17 protein-coding genes are annotated in these 17,251 nt (G+C 57.1%); 13 read left to right on the top strand and 4 right to left on the bottom strand.

Annotation, left to right across the window (positions count from 1 at the left end; translation table 11 throughout):
* Nucleotides 1-366 precede the first annotated feature (366 nt).
* The 11 genes from AC2FLP_RS15295 (at nucleotide 367) to AC2FLP_RS15245 (ending at nucleotide 11,728) form a co-directional block, all read left to right on the top strand.
* A complete protein-coding gene (locus tag AC2FLP_RS15295) occupies nucleotides 367-2,310 on the top strand; it encodes an AMP-binding protein (protein WP_205512005.1) in 1,944 nt (647 codons plus the stop codon).
* Nucleotides 2,311-2,388: 78 nt separating this feature from the next.
* Nucleotides 2,389-3,207, top strand: coding sequence for an ABC transporter ATP-binding protein (locus tag AC2FLP_RS15290; protein ID WP_117871382.1), 819 nt, complete (start codon nucleotides 2,389-2,391; stop codon nucleotides 3,205-3,207).
* Nucleotides 3,208-3,236: 29 nt separating this feature from the next.
* Nucleotides 3,237-4,223 carry a branched-chain amino acid ABC transporter permease gene (locus tag AC2FLP_RS15285; protein ID WP_117871384.1) on the top strand — a complete coding sequence of 329 codons (987 nt, stop codon included), beginning with the start codon at nucleotides 3,237-3,239 and terminating at the stop codon, nucleotides 4,221-4,223.
* Nucleotides 4,210-4,644 carry a hypothetical protein gene (locus tag AC2FLP_RS15280; RefSeq protein ID WP_299899889.1) on the top strand — a complete coding sequence of 145 codons (435 nt, stop codon included), beginning with the start codon at nucleotides 4,210-4,212 and terminating at the stop codon, nucleotides 4,642-4,644. Before AC2FLP_RS15285 ends, AC2FLP_RS15280 begins: the two co-directional genes overlap by 14 nt.
* Nucleotides 4,644-4,901, top strand: coding sequence for a hypothetical protein (locus tag AC2FLP_RS15275; RefSeq protein ID WP_496684867.1), 258 nt, complete (start codon nucleotides 4,644-4,646; stop codon nucleotides 4,899-4,901). The genes AC2FLP_RS15280 and AC2FLP_RS15275 overlap by 1 nt, the downstream gene beginning before the upstream one ends.
* Nucleotides 4,902-4,904: 3 nt before the next feature.
* Nucleotides 4,905-5,981, top strand: coding sequence for a branched-chain amino acid ABC transporter permease (locus AC2FLP_RS15270; protein WP_117871390.1), 1,077 nt, complete (start codon nucleotides 4,905-4,907; stop codon nucleotides 5,979-5,981).
* A gap of 73 nt (nucleotides 5,982-6,054) precedes the next feature.
* Nucleotides 6,055-7,338, top strand: a complete 1,284-nt coding sequence (locus AC2FLP_RS15265; protein ID WP_496684869.1) for an ABC transporter substrate-binding protein — start codon at nucleotides 6,055-6,057, stop codon at nucleotides 7,336-7,338.
* A gap of 108 nt (nucleotides 7,339-7,446) precedes the next feature.
* Entirely contained in the window at nucleotides 7,447-8,280 is an 834-nt protein-coding gene (locus AC2FLP_RS15260; protein ID WP_117871394.1) for an ABC transporter ATP-binding protein, read from the top strand.
* Nucleotides 8,281-8,299: 19 nt separating this feature from the next.
* Nucleotides 8,300-9,517, top strand: coding sequence for a phenylacetate--CoA ligase family protein (locus tag AC2FLP_RS15255; protein ID WP_496684871.1), 1,218 nt, complete (start codon nucleotides 8,300-8,302; stop codon nucleotides 9,515-9,517).
* 122 nt (nucleotides 9,518-9,639) lie between these two features.
* The gene (locus AC2FLP_RS15250) at nucleotides 9,640-11,304 is read left to right on the top strand and encodes an ABC transporter permease (RefSeq protein ID WP_496673744.1); all 1,665 of its coding nucleotides are present in this window, start codon (nucleotides 9,640-9,642) and stop codon (nucleotides 11,302-11,304) included.
* A gap of 73 nt (nucleotides 11,305-11,377) precedes the next feature.
* Nucleotides 11,378-11,728: a DUF2794 domain-containing protein gene (locus tag AC2FLP_RS15245; protein ID WP_117871396.1), complete on the top strand. Its 351-nt coding sequence runs from the start codon at nucleotides 11,378-11,380 to the stop codon at nucleotides 11,726-11,728.
* 3 nt (nucleotides 11,729-11,731) lie between these two features.
* Here the strand turns inward: AC2FLP_RS15245 and AC2FLP_RS15240 are convergent, their stop codons facing one another.
* From AC2FLP_RS15240 to AC2FLP_RS15230, 3 genes are all read right to left on the bottom strand, one after another.
* On the bottom strand, nucleotides 11,732-12,613 hold the full coding sequence (locus tag AC2FLP_RS15240) for a C40 family peptidase (RefSeq protein ID WP_496684874.1): 882 nt from the start codon (nucleotides 12,611-12,613) through the stop codon (nucleotides 11,732-11,734).
* Complete coding sequence (locus AC2FLP_RS15235) at nucleotides 12,610-13,992, bottom strand: leucyl aminopeptidase family protein (protein ID WP_496684875.1); 1,383 nt, start codon at nucleotides 13,990-13,992, stop codon at nucleotides 12,610-12,612. Before AC2FLP_RS15235 ends, AC2FLP_RS15240 begins: the two co-directional genes overlap by 4 nt.
* 63 nt (nucleotides 13,993-14,055) lie before the next feature.
* Nucleotides 14,056-14,445, bottom strand: coding sequence for a hypothetical protein (locus AC2FLP_RS15230; protein ID WP_496684877.1), 390 nt, complete (start codon nucleotides 14,443-14,445; stop codon nucleotides 14,056-14,058).
* 144 nt (nucleotides 14,446-14,589) lie between these two features.
* Here AC2FLP_RS15230 and AC2FLP_RS15225 point away from each other — a divergent pair, with 144 nt between their 5' ends.
* Nucleotides 14,590-15,240 carry a carbonic anhydrase gene (locus tag AC2FLP_RS15225; RefSeq protein WP_299899906.1) on the top strand — a complete coding sequence of 217 codons (651 nt, stop codon included), beginning with the start codon at nucleotides 14,590-14,592 and terminating at the stop codon, nucleotides 15,238-15,240.
* 101 nt (nucleotides 15,241-15,341) lie between these two features.
* A complete protein-coding gene (locus AC2FLP_RS15220; RefSeq protein ID WP_496684879.1) occupies nucleotides 15,342-15,878 on the top strand; it encodes an SRPBCC family protein in 537 nt (178 codons plus the stop codon).
* 47 nt (nucleotides 15,879-15,925) lie between these two features.
* On the opposite strand, the gene AC2FLP_RS15215 is transcribed toward AC2FLP_RS15220, so the two are convergent.
* Entirely contained in the window at nucleotides 15,926-16,843 is a 918-nt protein-coding gene (locus AC2FLP_RS15215; RefSeq protein WP_496684880.1) for an endonuclease/exonuclease/phosphatase family protein, read from the bottom strand.
* Between the last annotated feature and the right edge of the window lie 408 nt (nucleotides 16,844-17,251).

The following is a 17,251-nucleotide window of genomic DNA, read 5'->3' as shown; positions in this document are numbered from 1 at the left end:
CAATTGCCCCGAAAACTATTGAGCGCAATGTCTTCTGCCTACTGGACAGATGCTTCCAACCAAGCTGCATGTTCGAGTTACCTTCTTATCCAAATCTAAATTTTGCAGCGGTGCCCGCAGCCGTTTGGCCTGCACAGACTGACCAGTTACGCAGCTTGTACAGCTCGAATGGCCACCTCTCCACCCCTGTTACAATTCGTAAGAATTGAGAAAACATCAGGAAAAAGTTGACGCTGATCTTTCCTGCGTCCCTTATCGGGGCGTTGGCGTCCGGGGTTGATCCCCGGTCCGCCGTTTCCGGCCCAGAGGAGGGGTCGGATGGGGAGGAGAAAGAGATTGGCTCAGACGCAGTCGGGCGCTGAAGGGATGCACTCTCTTCCGGCGCTGCTACACCGCAATGCGGCCCAGTTCGGGGACGCCCCGGCCTACCGGGAAAAGGAATTTGGGATCTGGCAATGCTGGACCTGGGCCGAAGCGGCCAGGGAAATCCGCGCCATCGCGCTGGGGTTCTTGGAGCTTGGCGTTGGAAAGGGCGACCACATCGCCGTGATCGGGCGCAACCGTCCGGCACATTACTGGTCAATGGTTGCGGCGCAGATGGTCGGTGCCATTCCGGTCCCTCTCTATCAGGACGCGGTTGCCGAAGAGATGGCCTATGTGCTGGAGCATTGCGGTGCGAAATATGTCGTCTGCGGCGATCAGGAGCAGGTCGACAAGGTCATCGAGATTCAGGAAAACCTGCATCAGGTCAAACACATCCTCTATACCGACAAGCGGGGGATGCGGAAATACGACCACAGCCAGATGAATGCCCTTGACGACATCAAGGCCGAAGGCAGCGCCGGTCATGCGCGGTTTGACGCGGAACTGGATAAGCGCATCGGTGAGCTCACCTATGACGACACCTGCGTGATGCTCTATACCTCGGGCACCACGGGCAAGCCCAAGGGTGTGGTGCTGTCGAACCGCAACGTGATCGAAAGTGCCAAGAACTCGGCCGAATTTGATCATCTGACCCGGAATGAAGACATCCTGTCATACCTGCCGATGGCCTGGGTTGGTGATTTCATCTTTTCCATCGGTCAGGCTTATTGGTGCGGCTTCTGCGTGAACTGTCCTGAAAGCGCCGACACGATGATGACCGATCTGCGCGAGATCGGGCCGACCTATTTCTTCGCCCCACCACGCGTGTTCGAGACCCAACTGACCAATGTGATGATCCGGATGGAAGATGCCAGCAAGCTCAAGCAGCGCATGTTCCACTACTTCATGGCGCATGCCAAGAAGGTCGGCGGTCGGTTGCTGGATGGCAAGCCGGTGAGCTTGGGTGACAAGTTGAAATACGCACTGGGCAATCTGCTGGTATACGGGCCGCTCAAAGACACGCTGGGGTACGGGCGCTTCCGGGTGGGCTATACGGCGGGTGAGGCGATTGGGCCCGAGATTTTTGATTTCTATCGCTCTTTAGGCATCAACCTGAAACAGCTGTATGGCCAGACCGAAGCGACCGTGTTCATCACTGTCCAGCCGGATGGCGAAGTGCGCGCGGATACTGTTGGTGTTCCTGCGCCGGACGTTGAGCTGAAAATCGACGACAAGGGCGAAATTCACTATCGCTCACCCGGTGTGTTTGTGGAGTATTTCAACAATCCGGACTCCACGGCCTCGACCAAGGATGTCGAAGGCTGGGTGGCCACAGGTGATGCCGGGTTCATCGAGGAAAGCTCGGGGCATCTGCGGATCATCGATCGCGCCAAGGACGTGGGCAAGATGGCCGACGGGTCGATGTTCGCGCCGAAATACGTCGAGAACAAGCTGAAGTTTTATCCGGATATCCTTGAGGTCGTCGTGTTCGGCAATGGCAAGGATCGTTGCGTGGCCTTCATCAATATCGACCTGACGGCGGTCGGCAACTGGGCCGAGCGCAACAACGTCGCATATGCCTCGTATCAGGAACTGGCGGGGCATCCGCGCGTGTTAGAGACGATTCGGAGCCACGTGGAAGAAGTGAACAAGTCGGTTGCCGCCGATGAAATGCTGTCGGGTTGTCAGGTGCATCGCTTTGTGGTGCTGCACAAGGAACTGGATGCGGATGATGGCGAGATGACCCGGACGCGGAAGGTGCGGCGCGGTTTTGTCGAAGACAAGTTCAGCGACATCATTGCCGCGCTTTATGACGGGTCCAAGACGGTCTCGACCACCACAGAAGTCACCTATGAGGATGGTCGCAAGGGATCGATCTCAGCGACGCTGGAAATTGTCGACGTGCCGGTTGTTCCCGTTGCCCAACATAAGGTTGCCGCAGAATGAAGGCCGTACGTGCGCCGCTCGACCTGCGGTCATCGCCCCGCCCGCCGTCCCGTTTTCGCGCAAGTCAGGGAGTGACCGATGCTGGATAATTCCGATGGATATGTCACCGAAGATGGTCGCAAGATCGGCGGTGTGGTGATGGAAATGAAGAACATCACCCTGCGCTTTGGTGGTGTGGTTGCGATCAAGGATATCTCGTTCGACATTCGTGAGGGCGAGATCCGCGCCATCATCGGGCCGAACGGGGCAGGCAAGTCCTCGATGCTGAACGTGATTTCGGGCTTCTATGTCCCGCAGGAGGGTGAGGTCTGGTTTCATGGGGCCAAACGCCCGCCGATGCGGCCCTTTGAGGTGGCGCAGCAGGGGATTGCGCGGACGTTTCAGAATATCGCCTTGTTCGAAGGCATGAGCGTTCTGGACAACGTCATGACCGGACGATTGGGTTACATGAAGACCAATATCCTTCAGCAGGCACTGTGGAAGGGCAAGGCCGAGAAGGAAGAGACCGAAAACCGCGAGGCGGTTGAAAAGATCATCGACTTTCTGGAAATCCAGCACATCCGCAAGACGCCGGTATCACGCCTGCCCTACGGTCTGAAGAAACGCGTCGAACTGGCGCGGGCGCTGGCGGCAGAGCCCAAGCTGCTGCTGTTGGACGAGCCGATGGCGGGTATGAACGTTGAAGAAAAAGAGGACATGAGCCGCTTCATCCTCGACGTGAATGACGAATTCGGCACCACCATCGCCCTGATCGAACACGACATGGGCGTTGTGATGGACCTGAGCGACCGGGTGGTCGTCATGGATTACGGAAAGAAGATCGGTGACGGCACACCTGATGAAGTGCGCAACAATCAGGAAGTCATCGACGCCTATCTGGGGGTCAGCCATGACTAAGCTCTGGGCAGAATTGAGGAGGGGCTGGCATGCCTGATCAAATTATCTTCGGGATGGAGGTCATCCTCAACGGTCTGATGGCCGGGGTGCTCTATGCGCTGGTCGCGCTGGGCTTTGTACTGATCTACAAGGCGTCTGGGATTTTCAATTATGCCCAAGGGGTTATGGCCCTGTTCGCGGCGATGACGCTGGTCGGGATCATGAACGGGCAGGTACCATTTGCGCATCTGATCAACGCGACTTTCGGCACCCATATCCACTACTTCGGGTGGAATGTGCCCGCGCTGTTCGCGATCGTTCTGACGATGGGTGTGATGGTGTTGCTGGCCTGGTGTGTGCAGCGGTTCGTCATGCGACATCTGGTTGGGCAGGAGCCAATCATCCTGTTCATGGCGACCATCGGTCTGGCATATTTCCTGGAAGGCGTCGCCGACCTGATGTGGGGGTCCGAGATCAAGACGCTGGATGTGGGCCTGCCGCAGGGGATCAACCTGTGGATTGACGAGACGACGTTCAACATCTTCGGCTATGGCTTCTTCATCGACAATCTGGACATCGTGGCGACGGTCATCGCGGCGCTTCTGGTCGCGGCGCTGGTCGCGTTCAGCCAATACACAAAGCAGGGCCGCGCGATGCGGGCGGTAGCAGATGATCACCAGGCGGCGCTGTCCGTTGGCATCTCTTTGAACTTCATCTGGGTCATGGTCTGGTCGGTTGCGGGATTTGTCGCCCTGGTCGCAGGTATCATGTGGGGCACCAAGTCGGGCGTGCAATTCTCGCTGTCGCTGATCGCGCTCAAGGCGTTGCCAGTGCTGATGCTGGGCGGGTTCACCTCGATCCCCGGAGCCATCGTTGGCGGGCTGATCATCGGCGTGGGTGAGAAGCTGTTCGAGTTTGCCATCGGCCCGATGGTCGGCGGCGCGACCGAGAACTGGTTCGCCTATGTGCTGGCGCTGATCTTTCTGGTGTTCCGACCGCAGGGTCTGTTTGGGGAGAAGATCATTGAGAGGGTTTAGGTTAAAAAAGTTTATCGCTCTTTTTTGCTCCATTGCGGCTACCGTTTTGATCGCTAGTTTCGCTTCGGCAGGATGCACCGCAATCAGTGAACCGACAGAAAACGCGGGATTAGAAACGATCAAGATTCGCATGCAGGAAAGGCGTTTTAATACCGCGTTTGGGTCTTTTGAAATCGAGGATTCGGCCAAGAAAAGCGTGGTAGATCAGATTTCGGGTTTGTCCGGTGAGGGGGAACTTAAATGTGTGACTCTGAGACGCGTTCGGCAGAGTGAATACTTCATAAGTGAAGTCGTGTTGTTCGAAAGTGATAGCACGATATTCTATTTCACGATCTCTGGCGAAACCGCTTCAGATGAATTCCGGATGATCAATTTTTGGGCAACCACGGACTTCGATAAAATCAGAGGGTTTTTGTACTGATGACCAAGCTGATCGCCATCATCAACGTGATCGCATGGGCCGGGTTCTGGGCGTTTGGGTATATCGCCCTGACCTTGGACGATCTGACGGATGGCCAGCTGACCATCTCTGCAATCCTGGCTTTTGCGGGTCTGATCATGGGGGTTCTGGCCTACCTGAAACTGGTGCGCGCCTCAGAGGCGAGCGGATATGCCAAAGGGTCCAATCAACTGGACGCCGAAGCCCGGAACCGGGCGCAGGAAGAATGGGGAAAGTAAGACATGTTCTATCGTGAGGCCGGAGATTTCAAAACCTCCTACGTTGCTGACAGCCAGACTTTCCCGATCAAGTTCGATCGGTATCGGTACTATGTGGTGTTGGCGGTGGCGTTCGGGATCATCCCGTTCATCATCAACGACTATTGGGCCAACGCACTTCTGCTTCCCTTCCTGATCTATGCGATCGCGGCCATTGGGCTGAACATTCTTGTGGGGTATTGCGGGCAGGTCAGCCTTGGCACCGGCGGGTTCATGGCTGTGGGGGCCTATGCCTGTTACAAGCTGATGACCGCTTTCCCGGATGTCAGCATGTTTATTCACGTGTTGCTGGCCGGCGGGATAACGGCCATCGTCGGTGTACTGTTCGGCTTGCCATCCTTGCGGATCAAGGGGTTTTACCTTGCGGTGGCGACGCTGGCGGCGCAATTCTTCCTGGTGTGGCTTTTCAACCGGGTGCCGTGGTTCTACAACTATTCGGCGTCGGGGCAGATCAATGCGCCGGAACGGGATGTGTTCGGCATCATCATCACTGGTCCAAATGCATCGGCCTGGGCCACTTACCTGTTTTGCCTGATTTTCCTGACCATCTGCGCCATTCTCGCGCGCAACCTGACGCGCGGCACGACGGGGCGGACATGGATGGCGATCCGCGATATGGATATCGCGGCCGAGATCATCGGGGTGAACCCGCTCAAGGCGAAACTGACTGCCTTTGCCGTCAGTTCGTTCTTTGTGGGCATCGCGGGCGCGCTGTTCTTCTCGGTCTATCTGGGCGCGGTTGAGGTCGGCGAAGTATTCGGCATCCAGAAATCGTTCCTGGTGCTGTTCATGGTCATTATCGGCGGTCTGGGCTCGATCTTCGGATCCTTCGCGGGTGCTGCATTCCTTGTACTTCTGCCCGTGGTCCTGAAAGTGGTCGGCGTCGATGTTCTCGGCTGGCCCACGGATATCGTGGCGCATCTACAACTGGTGATTGTCGGTGCCCTGATCATCATGTTCCTGATTCTCGAACCGCACGGGCTGGCGCAGCTATGGCGCGTGGCGAAGGAAAAACTCAGACTCTGGCCGTTCCCGCACTAAGGGGCAGGCCCAACTAAAAGACGGGTGCAAAGCCCGAACTCAACATCGGATCTATTAAGGGAGGAAACACCCGATGAACAAGAAACTGGCAACCTTAGCGCTGGGCGCGTTGATGGCGGCAGGCCCGACCATGGCCGACCTTGTATTTCCGTCGCTTAGCTACCGGACCGGACCTTATGCGGCTGGCGGTATCCCGTTTGCAGACGGCTATGCCGACTATTTCACTCTGGTGAACGAACGCGACGGTGGAATCGGCGGTGTTGCAGCGAAGGTGATCGAATGCGAAACCGGCTATAACACCGAAAAAGGCGTTGAATGCTACGAGTCTACCAAGGGTGAAGGCGCGTTGGTGTATCAGCCACTGTCGACCGGCATTACTTATCAGCTGATTCCGAAAGTCACCGCAGATGGCATCCCGCTGCACACGATGGGTTACGGTCGAACATCGGCTGCGAACGGCAAAGTGTTCAGCCACGTGTTCAACTATCCGGCCAACTACTGGAACGGTGCATCGGGCGCGATCAACTATCTGCTGGATGAGAATGGTGGAGATCTGAACGGCAAGAAGATTGCGCTGGTCTATCACAACTCTGCTTATGGCAAGGAACCGATCCGCACGCTGGAAACTCTGGCCGAAAAACACGGCTATGAACTGTCCTTGCTGCCCGTAGATCACCCAGGTCAGGAGCAGAAGTCGCAGTGGTTGCAGATTCGCCGTGAAAAGCCCGATTACGTAATCATGTGGGGTTGGGGCGTCATGAACCAGGTGGCCGTGCAAGAAGCTGCAAACATCCGTTTCCCGATGGAAAACTTCATCGGTGTCTGGTGGTCCGGTGCTGAATTCGATGTAGAACCAGCAGGCGAAAAAGCGAATGGTTACAAGGCACTGACCTTCACTGGTCTTGGAATGGACTACCCTGTCTATGACGATCTGAAGAAATACGTTGTGGACGCGGGCAAAGCAGCAGGTGCAGGCGATCAACTGGGTACAGTTCAGTATAACCGCGGTCTCTATGCTGCGATGCTGGCAGCCGAAGCCGTGAAAACCGCGCAAGAATTGCACGGAACTGCTGATATCGACGCGTCCATGATGCGCGATGGCATGGAGGCGCTGGAGATCACCAATGCCAAGATGGAAGCGCTTGGTATGTCCGGATTTGGACCCGAGTTCGCGGTTTCCTGCGACAATCACGGCGGCCCCGGTCTTGTCGGTGTTGTTCAGTGGGACGCAGCGGCCGGAACCTGGAACCCGGTTCAGGACTTCAAGCCAACGGATGTCGAAGTGATCAACGCTCTGATCGCGGAAGACTCGGCAGCTTATGCAGCCGAGAACAACATCGAACCGCGCTGCGAATAAAGGCAGTCTCGTACCGGCTTGGGCCGGCTTTCAAAACTTCGGAGCGGCGGGCAGACTGCCGCTCCTCACGAACAGTCCCGAAGGGGACAGGCATGAGGACACGCGCTGATGCTGGATGCGGCACACACCACTGACGTGCAGGCGGAAACCCTGCTTGAGGTCAACAATATCGAAGTGATCTACAACCATGTGATCCTCGTGCTGAAAGGCGTTAGCCTGACTGTTCCCAAGGGCGGTATCACGGCCTTGCTGGGTGGTAACGGCGCGGGCAAGACGACCACGCTCAAGGCAGTGTCGAACCTGCTGCATTCGGAACGCGGCGAGGTCACGAAAGGCTCGATCAAGTATCGTGGCCAGAGCGTGCACGAAAGCGACCCTGCCGTATTGGTGGAAAAAGGTGTGATTCAGGTGATGGAAGGCCGTCACTGTTTCGAGCATCTGACGGTTGAAGAGAACCTGCTGACGGGTGCGTATACCCGCAAAGACGGCAGCGCGGCGATCCAGCAGGATCTGGAGCTGGTCTACAATTACTTCCCCCGCTTGAAGGAGCGCCGCCGCTCGCAGGCTGGCTATACGTCGGGTGGAGAGCAGCAGATGGTTGCCATGGGCCGGGCATTGATGTCGCGCCCGGAGACGATCCTGCTGGACGAACCTTCGATGGGGCTCGCGCCGCAGTTGGTCGAAGAGATTTTCGGCATCGTGAAGGACCTCAACGAGAAAGAGGGCGTGTCCTTCCTGTTGGCCGAGCAGAACACAAACGTCGCCCTGCGGTTTGCGCATTACGGGTACATTCTTGAATCCGGGCGCGTTGTCATGGATGGCCCGGCCGCCGAACTGCGCGAGAACCCGGACGTGAAGGAATTCTACCTTGGTATGTCCGACGAGGGTCGCAAGAGCTTTCGCGACGTGCGGTCCTATCGCCGCCGCAAGAGGTGGCTGTGAGCGGATGGAGGATTTGGCGATGACCTATTTCGACGCACTCGAAACACGTTCGGCGGACGAACGTGCTTCCGATCAGGCAAAAGCGCTTGCAGAGCAGATCAAACGTGCTGCATCTGCCCCCGGATTCGCTACACACTTGTCGGATTCAGACACTAATAAGGTGATTTCGGCAGATGATTTGCCGATGCTGCCCGTGCTGCGCAAGTCGGACCTGATCCGCGCGCAGGCGGAACGCCCCCCTTTTGGCGGGTTTACCGTGAAGCCAGCGCGCCACTTCCATCACGTGTTTCAGTCCCCCGGGCCGATTTATGAACCGGGCAGCACCGATCACGATTGGTGGCGTATGGGCCGGTTCTTGAATGCCGTGGGTGTTGGTGCTGGTGATATTGTTCAGAACTGTTTTGGCTACCACCTGACGCCGGCAGGCATGATCTTTGAAAACGGTGCCCGCGCTGTAGGTGCTGCCGTTTTGCCGGCGGGAACCGGACAGACCGAGTTGCAGGTGACAGCCGCGCGTGACGTTGGCTGCACTGCTTATGCAGGCACGCCTGATTACCTGAAAGTCATCCTGGACAAGGCTGACGAGATGGGCGTTTCGCTGAACTTCTCGAAAGCCGCCGTTGGTGGTGGTGCTCTGTTCCCGTCTCTGCGTCAGGAATATGCGGATCGCGGTATTTCGTGCCTGCAATGCTATGCGACGGCGGACCTGGGAAACATCGCCTATGAAAGCGCTGCGATGGAGGGGATGATCATCGATGAACACGTGATCGTCGAGATCGTAACGCCCGGAACCGGTACGCCGGTAGCGCCGGGCGAAGTGGGCGAGGTTGTCGTGACCTCTCTCAACCCGGATTACCCGTTGATCCGCTTTGCGACCGGAGATCTTTCGGCCGTCCTGCCGGGTGTCTCGCCCTGTGGCCGGACCAATATCCGGATCAAAGGCTGGATGGGGCGCGCCGATCAGACCACCAAGATCAAGGGGATGTTTGTACGCCCGGAACAGGTAGCGGCCCTGGTCGACAAACATGAGGAAATCGTCAAAGCCCGCGTTATTGCAGCCCGTCAGGGTGAGATGGACACGATGACAGTCCGGATTGAAAGCCCGCGCGGTGACGACCCGGCATATGCCAAGTCGGTGGCCGAGGTGTTGAAGCTGAAAGGCGCGATCGAGGTTGTGGCCCCCGGATCCCTTCCCAGGGACGGGGTGGTGATCGAGGATCAGCGCGTCTACGAATAATGGCCTGTTTCAAGTCTGCGGCAGTTTGCGCCGCAGATTTGTTTACCGATGCACTGGTGTTTCCGAGCTTTTTGGTCGATTAAAGGCGAACCCTTCGCCTTTGCCAATCACAAGCCGGGATGATGGCCGAAATCGAGTTTTCACAGAACGGATCGCGCAATCGCGGTGTACGCGGTACCCGACTGCTGGCGGGGATCGCCTATGTCGTGGCTGCCGCGTGCCTTTTGCCGATGATCGCCGTGGTCCTGGCGGCTGTAACCGGGGGAACGGACACAATCTCGCACCTGATGGAGACGGTGCTGCCCGGCTATATCGTGACGACCCTGATTCTCGTGGTGTTGGTCGCGGCGGGAACGTTCAGTATCGGCACCGGGGCGGCCTGGCTGGTAACGATGACCCGTTTTCCCGGAGTACGGTTTCTAGAGATCGCACTGGTCCTTCCGCTGGCCTTTCCGGCCTATGTTCTTGCCTATGCCTACACCTTCATTCTGGATCACCCGGGCATCGTTCAAAGCTCGCTGCGTGATGTCACCGGTTGGGGCCCGCGCGACTACTGGTTCCCGGAAATCCGCTCGACCGAGGGCGCAGCGGTCATGTTGATCCTTGTGCTCTATCCCTATGTCTACCTGTTGGCGCGGGCTGCGTTCCTGCAGCAAAGCGCGACCGCATTTCTGGCGGCGCGGGCGCTGGGTAACAATCCATGGCTGGCGTTTCGGCGCGTTTCACTCCCGATGGCGCGGCCTGCCATTGCAGGCGGTGTACTGCTGGCCGTCATGGAGACCATCGCGGATTTCGGAACCGTGTCGTATTTCGGTGTGCAGACCTTTGCCACCGGGATCTACACAAGCTGGTTTTCTATGGCCGACCGGGCTGCGGCTGCACAACTTGCGCTGTGCCTGCTGGGCTTTGCCCTGATCATGGCCGTGGCCGAGCGCACCCAGCGCGGCAAGGCAAAATACTATCAGGCCGGGAAACAGCATGTGGCGCAACCGGCGGTACATCTGACGGGCCTGCGGGCCTGTGGCGCATTCTTGCTTTGTGCGATACCTGTTCTTTTCGGGTTTTTGCTGCCTGTTATCATTCTGGTCGAGATGGGCCTGGAATCCGAACAGAACCTGTTTTCGCAGCGCTATATCGGCTTCATTCAGAATTCGCTGATCCTTGCTGGTACGGCGGCGGTCATCACCGTTTTTGCGGCGATCAGTGTCGGGTTCTTTCAACGCCTCAGACCGGGGCGCGCCTCGTCTGCGACTGCTTATATGGCGCGTCTGGGATATGCGGTGCCCGGCGGCGTCATCGCGGTTGGCTTGATCGTCCCCTTCGCGAGCTTTGACAACGCGCTGGACGTTTGGATGCGTCAGACCTTCGATGTGTCCACGGGGCTGTTGGTTACAGGTTCGATCTGGCTGCTGGTCGCTGCCTACATGGTGCGGTTCCTGGCTGCTGCGCTCAGCGCATATGAGGGTGGCCAAAGCACGGTACACGCCAATATGGATGCCGCAGCCCGCTCACTTGGTCAGACGCCGTTGGGAACTCTGCGGCGTGTTCACCTGCCCATTCTGACTCCGTCTCTGTTGACGGCCCTTCTGATCGTGTTCGTTGACGTGATGAAGGAACTCCCCGCCACGCTGATCATGCGCCCGTTCAATTTCGATACATTGGCGGTGCAGGCATATCGATTGGCTTCTGACGAACGACTGGAGGGCGCAGCTGTGCCTTCGCTGGTCATTCTGGCGGTAGGTCTGCTACCTGTAATCCTGATCTGCCGTCAGGTCGGCCGACGGTAACACTTGTGTCGTAATTGTAAGACAACAGCGCATCAGGCTTGATTCAAATACGATTTCCGGCAAGGCTGGAGGTATGAATATGCAGCCTCCCAGCCGGTTCTCGGCAAGCGCAGCGCAGATGCCCGTGGCTTTCGACCGGCATGAGATGTCTCAAATCCTATCCGTTTATGGTCGGATGGTCGCCGCCGGGGAATGGCGCGACTATGGTATTTCCAACCTGCGCGACATGGCGGTGTTCTCGATCTTCCGGCGCACCGCAGAACACCCGATCTACCGCGTCGAAAAGCATCCGCGCCTGAGATCGAGACAGGGAATGTATTCTGTCATAGGTATGGATGGCCGCATCCTGAAACGCGGCCACGATCTGCGCGCGGTTTTACGGGTGTTGGAACGCAAGCTGATCCGGGCCGTGAACCCGGATTAGAGCCTAAGACGCAGGATGTCGCCCATATCCTGTTACAGCCCCGAACTCTTTTCGGCCGATACGAGAGACAGCGTCCTCCAAAGGTTCTTTGGCAACAGCCATGTGATGTGCGTTTGCATGCACAAGCGTGTCCTGATCCAGCATCATGCCTACGTGACCTTTCCAAAACACCAGATCACCCCGGCGAAGCTCGGGGTTTGGGATTGGCTTGAAGAACTCTGCTTGCATGTCGCTATCGCGAGGGCAGGGTAATCCGCAGGAATGAAAAGCGATTTGAATCAGGCCCGAACAGTCAAGTCCAAGTCCGGTATCGCCACCGTAGATGTAAGGGGTGGTAAGAAACTGTTCTGCAATGGCTGCTGGATCAGAACCCACCCAGTCTTTTTCGACCAGCTGTGTTTCGCGAATGTATCGCGGCGTTGGAATGTGGCCCTCTTCTTTCACGCAAACCCATCCGGTCGAACGAATGGTGTTTTCGCGTTCTGAATCACGGCGTGGCCAGTATTCTATACCAGCGCCAAAAGGCAGAATCCGTTCGTTCGCGTTTTTAGTCACATCGGGGTGTTCCAATGAAACTGCTCTTGGCACGGAAACGCGGTGCGTTGGCTGAAGTGGCCGTCTTTCTATTTCCTGTCGCACCCACCCGACATAGCCATCTTTTTCGCGAAACCCGAACAGGTGGTTCTGCGCCCGCTCCAAGATGATGAATACTTCTCCGCACACCATCTGGCACTGCCGACGACCATTGGGTTTGTCCAGAACGTCCCGCACAACCGATTGAATATGATATGTTTCACCATCCGAAAAAGCATCAGCTTCGACCTGACCTTTCAGCGATGAATGCGCCACCCGTCCGTTGAAGCGAAGCAACCTGCGATCCGTCATAGCTCCAATATCTCCGGCAATGCGTTTAACACGGCGCGCGGCCCCTGACCCAGACCACCTTTTGTGCGACCGGGCTCTTTACTGGGCTGCCAGGAGTAGATGTCGAAATGGACATAGCGGTGCGCGCCCACGAACCGTCGCAGAAACAAAGCGGCGGTGATCGACCCAGCAAATCCGCCCGATGGTGCGTTGTCCAGATCGGCAATACCGGGTTCGATCATCGCTTCGTAAGGCGTGTGGAACGGCATGCGCCAGACCGGATCAGCCGAAACCTCTGCCGCGTGTGAAAGGGAAGACGCGCATTGCTGGTCGTCAGTGTAGAACGGTGCCAGATCCGGGCCAACGGCCACCCGTGCCGCACCGGTCAGCGTCGCCATCGAGATCACCAGATCGGGCTCTTCTTCAGCGGCCAGTGACAGCGCATCCGCCAGCACCAGACGCCCTTCTGCATCCGTATTGTTGATCTCGACTGTCAAACCCTTGCGGGAGATCAGTATGTCGCCGGGGCGAAAGGCATTACCGGCCACCGCGTTTTCGACCGCCGGGATCAGAACCCGCAGTTGCAGCGGAATACCCAGCGCCATGATCATCCGGGCCAGTCCCAGCACATTGGCCGCACCCCCCATATCCTTCTTCATCAGACCCATGGACGCGCCCGGTTTCAGGTTCAGCCCGCCTGTGTCGAAACACACACCTTTGCCGACAAGCGTCAGTTTGGGGCCGCTGCTGCCCCAGTTCAGTTCGATCAGCCGCGGGGCCTGCTCTGCCGCGCGTCCCACCGCGTGGATCATGGGAAAATTCTGATCTAGCAGGGCCTCGCCGGTGATCACGCTGCAGGTGGCACCGAATTCGCCAGCCAGAACCTCAGCCGCCTGCTGCAACTGCTCAGGACCCATATCCGAGGCTGGCGTATTCACCAGATCGCGGGTCAGAACTTCGGCATTGGCCATGGCTTCGATACGGTTGGCATCCACACCTTCAGGTGAAATCAGTGCCGCCGATCCACCGGATTGAGACGCGTAGCGATCGAAAGTGTAGCCTGTCATCAACCAGCCAAAACACTCCATCTCCAGCCGATCAGCGGGAATGCCGGACGCGATATGATAGGTTCCTTCCGGCAGTGTCATGGCTGCGGCGGCCAATGGGAACCTTTGTCGCGCACGCGTGACTTCTGTTCCATAACCGGCCAGTACAAAATCAACCGCGCCATGCGCACCTGGTACCAGCAGTGTCTGCCCCATCGCACCTGTAAACCCGTTTGCGGCAACCCAGGTCTGGACGGTATCCGGTTGATCCTGCAACCAATTGTCCAAATCCGGCTGCGCAATCACATGAAGCGGTATGGACGGGTCAGAGGGTGGGGCGAAGGACAGGGTCATGGGCGTCTCGGCTGATGGTTTCTGCGCACAGACTAGCCGCGCATGATCTGCCCGCAACCCCTGTCAGACGGAAAGGTCCTGCTGGTCCCAGACGGCGGTCAACGATCGTTCCCCGACACGGATCAAACGCCCGAGCGTCGCACCCGCCGCAACGGCGTCACCGGCATCGACGGTGTGGGCCACGTCACCCGCCACCCGGGCCAGGGCCGTCATCCCGATCTGTTCGGATATTGCGACCAGTGACTTGGCACATTTGCGCAAGTCCGCCCATTCGCGCTGACGCCAGTAACGTTCGCAGTTTGACAGGCGCACGGCAAGCTCCTCGATCGTGCGGCACAGAACGTCCAGCGCATTCTTGTCGCCAAGTTGCCGGTACAGTCCGCTCAGTTGATCCGAGTCCAGACGGACGGATTCCTTGTGTTCAAGCGTGATAATCTTTTCCACCACATTCACCCTAATTCAAACGCCCCCACGGCGCGGTCTTGATCCTGGCAGCAAATTCCTTTGCAAAACCTTGCAGGGAAACCGGATAATGGCTCGAATTTTCCTTGAATTCGGTTTAGATCATCCGTCAGCGACAAGAACGGGAACATTGAAATGGACTTTGCCAAACCTCTGCCGAGCTACCTTTTAAAACGGTATCACGGATGGAAGGCCACGACATATTCGGAAAACCAGGTCTGGTATCGCCGTCTTGCCGATGAGGGACAACGCCCCCGTGCCATGGTCATATCCTGCTGCGACAGCCGGGTTCACGTGACATCCATGTTCGGAGCCGACCAGGGCGATTTCTTTATTCACCGAAACATCGCCAACCTGGTGCCGCCCTATGCACCGGATGGGGACCACCACGGCACCAGCGCTGCCATTGAATATGCCGTAACAGCGCTCAAGGTCGCTCATTTGATCGTTCTGGGGCATTCGCAATGCGGCGGCGTGCAGGGCTGTATCGACATGTGCAAGGGGCAGGCGCCGCAGCTGGATGCCAAGGACAGTTTTGTTGGTCGCTGGATGGATATTCTCAAGCCGAAATACGAACTGGTCGCGGATATCGAGGACAGTGTCGAACAGGCCCGACAGTTCGAGCGTCAATCGGTTGTCGCATCACTGGAAAACCTGATGACCTTCCCCTTCGTCTCGTCAGCCGTTGAGCAGGGAGCGCTGAGCTTGCACGGCTTGTGGACGGATATCGGTGCAGGTGGGTTGGAAAGCTATGACCCTTATCAAAAAAAGTTCGTCCCAGTCTGACGACGACACATCGGCAAGCCCGAAACGATAAAGATAGCGGCTCTGATTCAGAGCCGTTTTTGGTATACTCCACTCATTGCATTTGAAGATCGGAGCCTACCATGAAAGTCATCAAGCGCATCTTCGCAGGATTGGTCGTTTGCATTCTGGTTCTGGTCGCGGTTTCCTATCTGTTGCCAGGAAAGGCAGAAGTTTCGCGTAGCATTGCGATCGACGCTCCGGCGAGTGCCATCTTTCCTTACGTGAATTCGATGCAGGAAACCGAAAAGTGGTCTCCTTGGCTGAACCGGGACCCCGAAACCAAACTGACGTATTCCGGCCCTGCCGCCGGGGTCGGGAACACTCTGAACTGGGATTCGGATCACCCGCAGGTCGGCACGGGGTCACAGGAAATCGTCGAGAGCGTGGAAAACCAACGGGTCAGAACGGTGCTGGATTTTGGCCCGATGGGTACTGCCGCTGCGTCATTCACCCTTGAGCCTGACGGGGCGGGAACCAAAGCTACTTGGGGGTTTGAATCGGATCTGGGTCTCAACCCCATGTCCCGCTGGATGGGGTTGATGATGGATACGTGGGTGGGCGAGGACTATGAACGTGGTCTGACCAATCTGAAAGAACTGGTGGAAACCCAAAGCTAGCCCTTTGTTTGTTACAGAAGCATGCGGCAGTGTGCTTGACGGAAATCCTAGCCCAGTCGAAACCGGGCAAGCTTTCCCAGGTGATCGGATCCCATGAAGGGGCGCAGCTCAACCGTTCCTGTTGTTCCTTTGGGGAACAAAAGGTTGTCTATCGGCAATGGGATTTTCCAACTGCCGAGGTTGTGAGTGTTAAGGACGGTTCCAAAACTCTGATTGTTTGCGGCCGCTCCGATCCGTCTGACGCTTTCGCCCCAGGGCACCATGTTGAAATCTCCGGCAATCAGAACCGGTCCTTCAAGTTGGCTGATGCGGTCGGCAATCACCTGGCTTTGCCTGGACTGGTCGTAAGGAAATGGCCAGTTCAGATGAACTGATACGACCCAGACCAAATCACCGCCGGGCGCTTTGACCTGTAACCCCACAAGCCCATAACCTTGCAGACAGAATTCGGAGTTCTCGACAATCGGCAAGGTCGTCAGGATGGCGACGTTTTGTTCAGGGCGGAATTCACAGACCGCCTTTTCGGGGTAATGCTCGAACAGATTGCTCATGTACTTGCGATTGTGGCTGGATACTTCCTGCAACGTCACGATCTGTGCATTTGACTCAATGATGTCTTCGGCCAGTGAATACCGGGGCCAGGCTTTGCTCATGAGATTCTTCTGGTACAGCGTCAAGCAGGAGCCATTGCAATCGTCCGAGGGCGCGGCAACGCTGGCTGCGATGGATCCAATGGCCGCCCCCGCAAAGACCAAGGTGGTCAAAGCAAGAAATCTGGCGCGCATGAATAGAAGTATCACGGCGCAGGGCAGGAGCAGAACACCAGCCTGAGGACGAAGCAGAGCGATTGAATCTCCCACGGCAAAGACCTGCCCCGTAAAGCCGATGACGACCAGTGCCATCAGAACGCATGTGCATCCGATGGTCAGGGACTTGGCAATCCTGCGTTTGGTCGAAATGTGCATTCCCTGCCTCTTCCGCCTTGCACGGAATACTGTTTGTAATCGGGCTTGTCGCATCCGCTCCGCCACGAACAAGGTTCAGTTTTTAGGTGGCAAGCGCGTTGGGTTTTGTCAACAGGTTGGCGACCTTCACCGCGTGCTAGACTGTGCGGCTGCACTGGTTTCTTTTGAGGTTTGACGGGTGCGGTTGAAATACGTGGAGGTGAAGTTTGACTGGCAGACAAGAAAGAGAGCGAATCCGTTTTAGTTGTTGAAAGTCCTCTGTGCGCCCAATCTGGACATTGACGAGCGGCTATGCGCACCGTGAAACATGTCACTCGCGGAAGACCTGAAACAAATTTTGGAAACTGTGCTGCCAACCGATCCCAGCTTTGGGAAGATCGAAAAGGCCGTGATAGACAGCTGTATTGG

This window comes from Ruegeria sp. CDSA141 (assembly GCF_059612005.1).
The sequence above is the reverse complement of the archived record's forward strand: the minus strand, read 5'-3'. Positions and strand labels throughout refer to the sequence as shown.

Excerpts from the sequence above, each read along its gene's own strand:
- AC2FLP_RS15225 (WP_299899906.1), top strand. The coding sequence starts at position 14,590 with ATGGACTTTGCCAAACCTCTGCCGAGCTACCTTTTAAAACGGTATCAC.
- AC2FLP_RS15250 (WP_496673744.1), top strand. The coding sequence starts at position 9,640 with ATGGCCGAAATCGAGTTTTCACAGAACGGATCGCGCAATCGCGGTGTA.
- AC2FLP_RS15245 (WP_117871396.1), top strand. The coding sequence starts at position 11,378 with ATGAATATGCAGCCTCCCAGCCGGTTCTCGGCAAGCGCAGCGCAGATG.
- AC2FLP_RS15215 (WP_496684880.1), bottom strand. The coding sequence starts at position 16,843 with ATGCACATTTCGACCAAACGCAGGATTGCCAAGTCCCTGACCATCGGA.
- AC2FLP_RS15265 (WP_496684869.1), top strand. The coding sequence starts at position 6,055 with ATGAACAAGAAACTGGCAACCTTAGCGCTGGGCGCGTTGATGGCGGCA.
- AC2FLP_RS15275 (WP_496684867.1), top strand. The coding sequence starts at position 4,644 with ATGACCAAGCTGATCGCCATCATCAACGTGATCGCATGGGCCGGGTTC.
- AC2FLP_RS15220 (WP_496684879.1), top strand. The coding sequence starts at position 15,342 with ATGAAAGTCATCAAGCGCATCTTCGCAGGATTGGTCGTTTGCATTCTG.
- AC2FLP_RS15290 (WP_117871382.1), top strand. The coding sequence starts at position 2,389 with ATGCTGGATAATTCCGATGGATATGTCACCGAAGATGGTCGCAAGATC.
- AC2FLP_RS15295 (WP_205512005.1), top strand. The coding sequence starts at position 367 with ATGCACTCTCTTCCGGCGCTGCTACACCGCAATGCGGCCCAGTTCGGG.
- AC2FLP_RS15235 (WP_496684875.1), bottom strand. The coding sequence starts at position 13,992 with ATGACCCTGTCCTTCGCCCCACCCTCTGACCCGTCCATACCGCTTCAT.
- AC2FLP_RS15260 (WP_117871394.1), top strand. The coding sequence starts at position 7,447 with ATGCTGGATGCGGCACACACCACTGACGTGCAGGCGGAAACCCTGCTT.
- AC2FLP_RS15270 (WP_117871390.1), top strand. The coding sequence starts at position 4,905 with ATGTTCTATCGTGAGGCCGGAGATTTCAAAACCTCCTACGTTGCTGAC.
- AC2FLP_RS15240 (WP_496684874.1), bottom strand. The coding sequence starts at position 12,613 with ATGACGGATCGCAGGTTGCTTCGCTTCAACGGACGGGTGGCGCATTCA.
- AC2FLP_RS15285 (WP_117871384.1), top strand. The coding sequence starts at position 3,237 with ATGCCTGATCAAATTATCTTCGGGATGGAGGTCATCCTCAACGGTCTG.
- AC2FLP_RS15255 (WP_496684871.1), top strand. The coding sequence starts at position 8,300 with ATGACCTATTTCGACGCACTCGAAACACGTTCGGCGGACGAACGTGCT.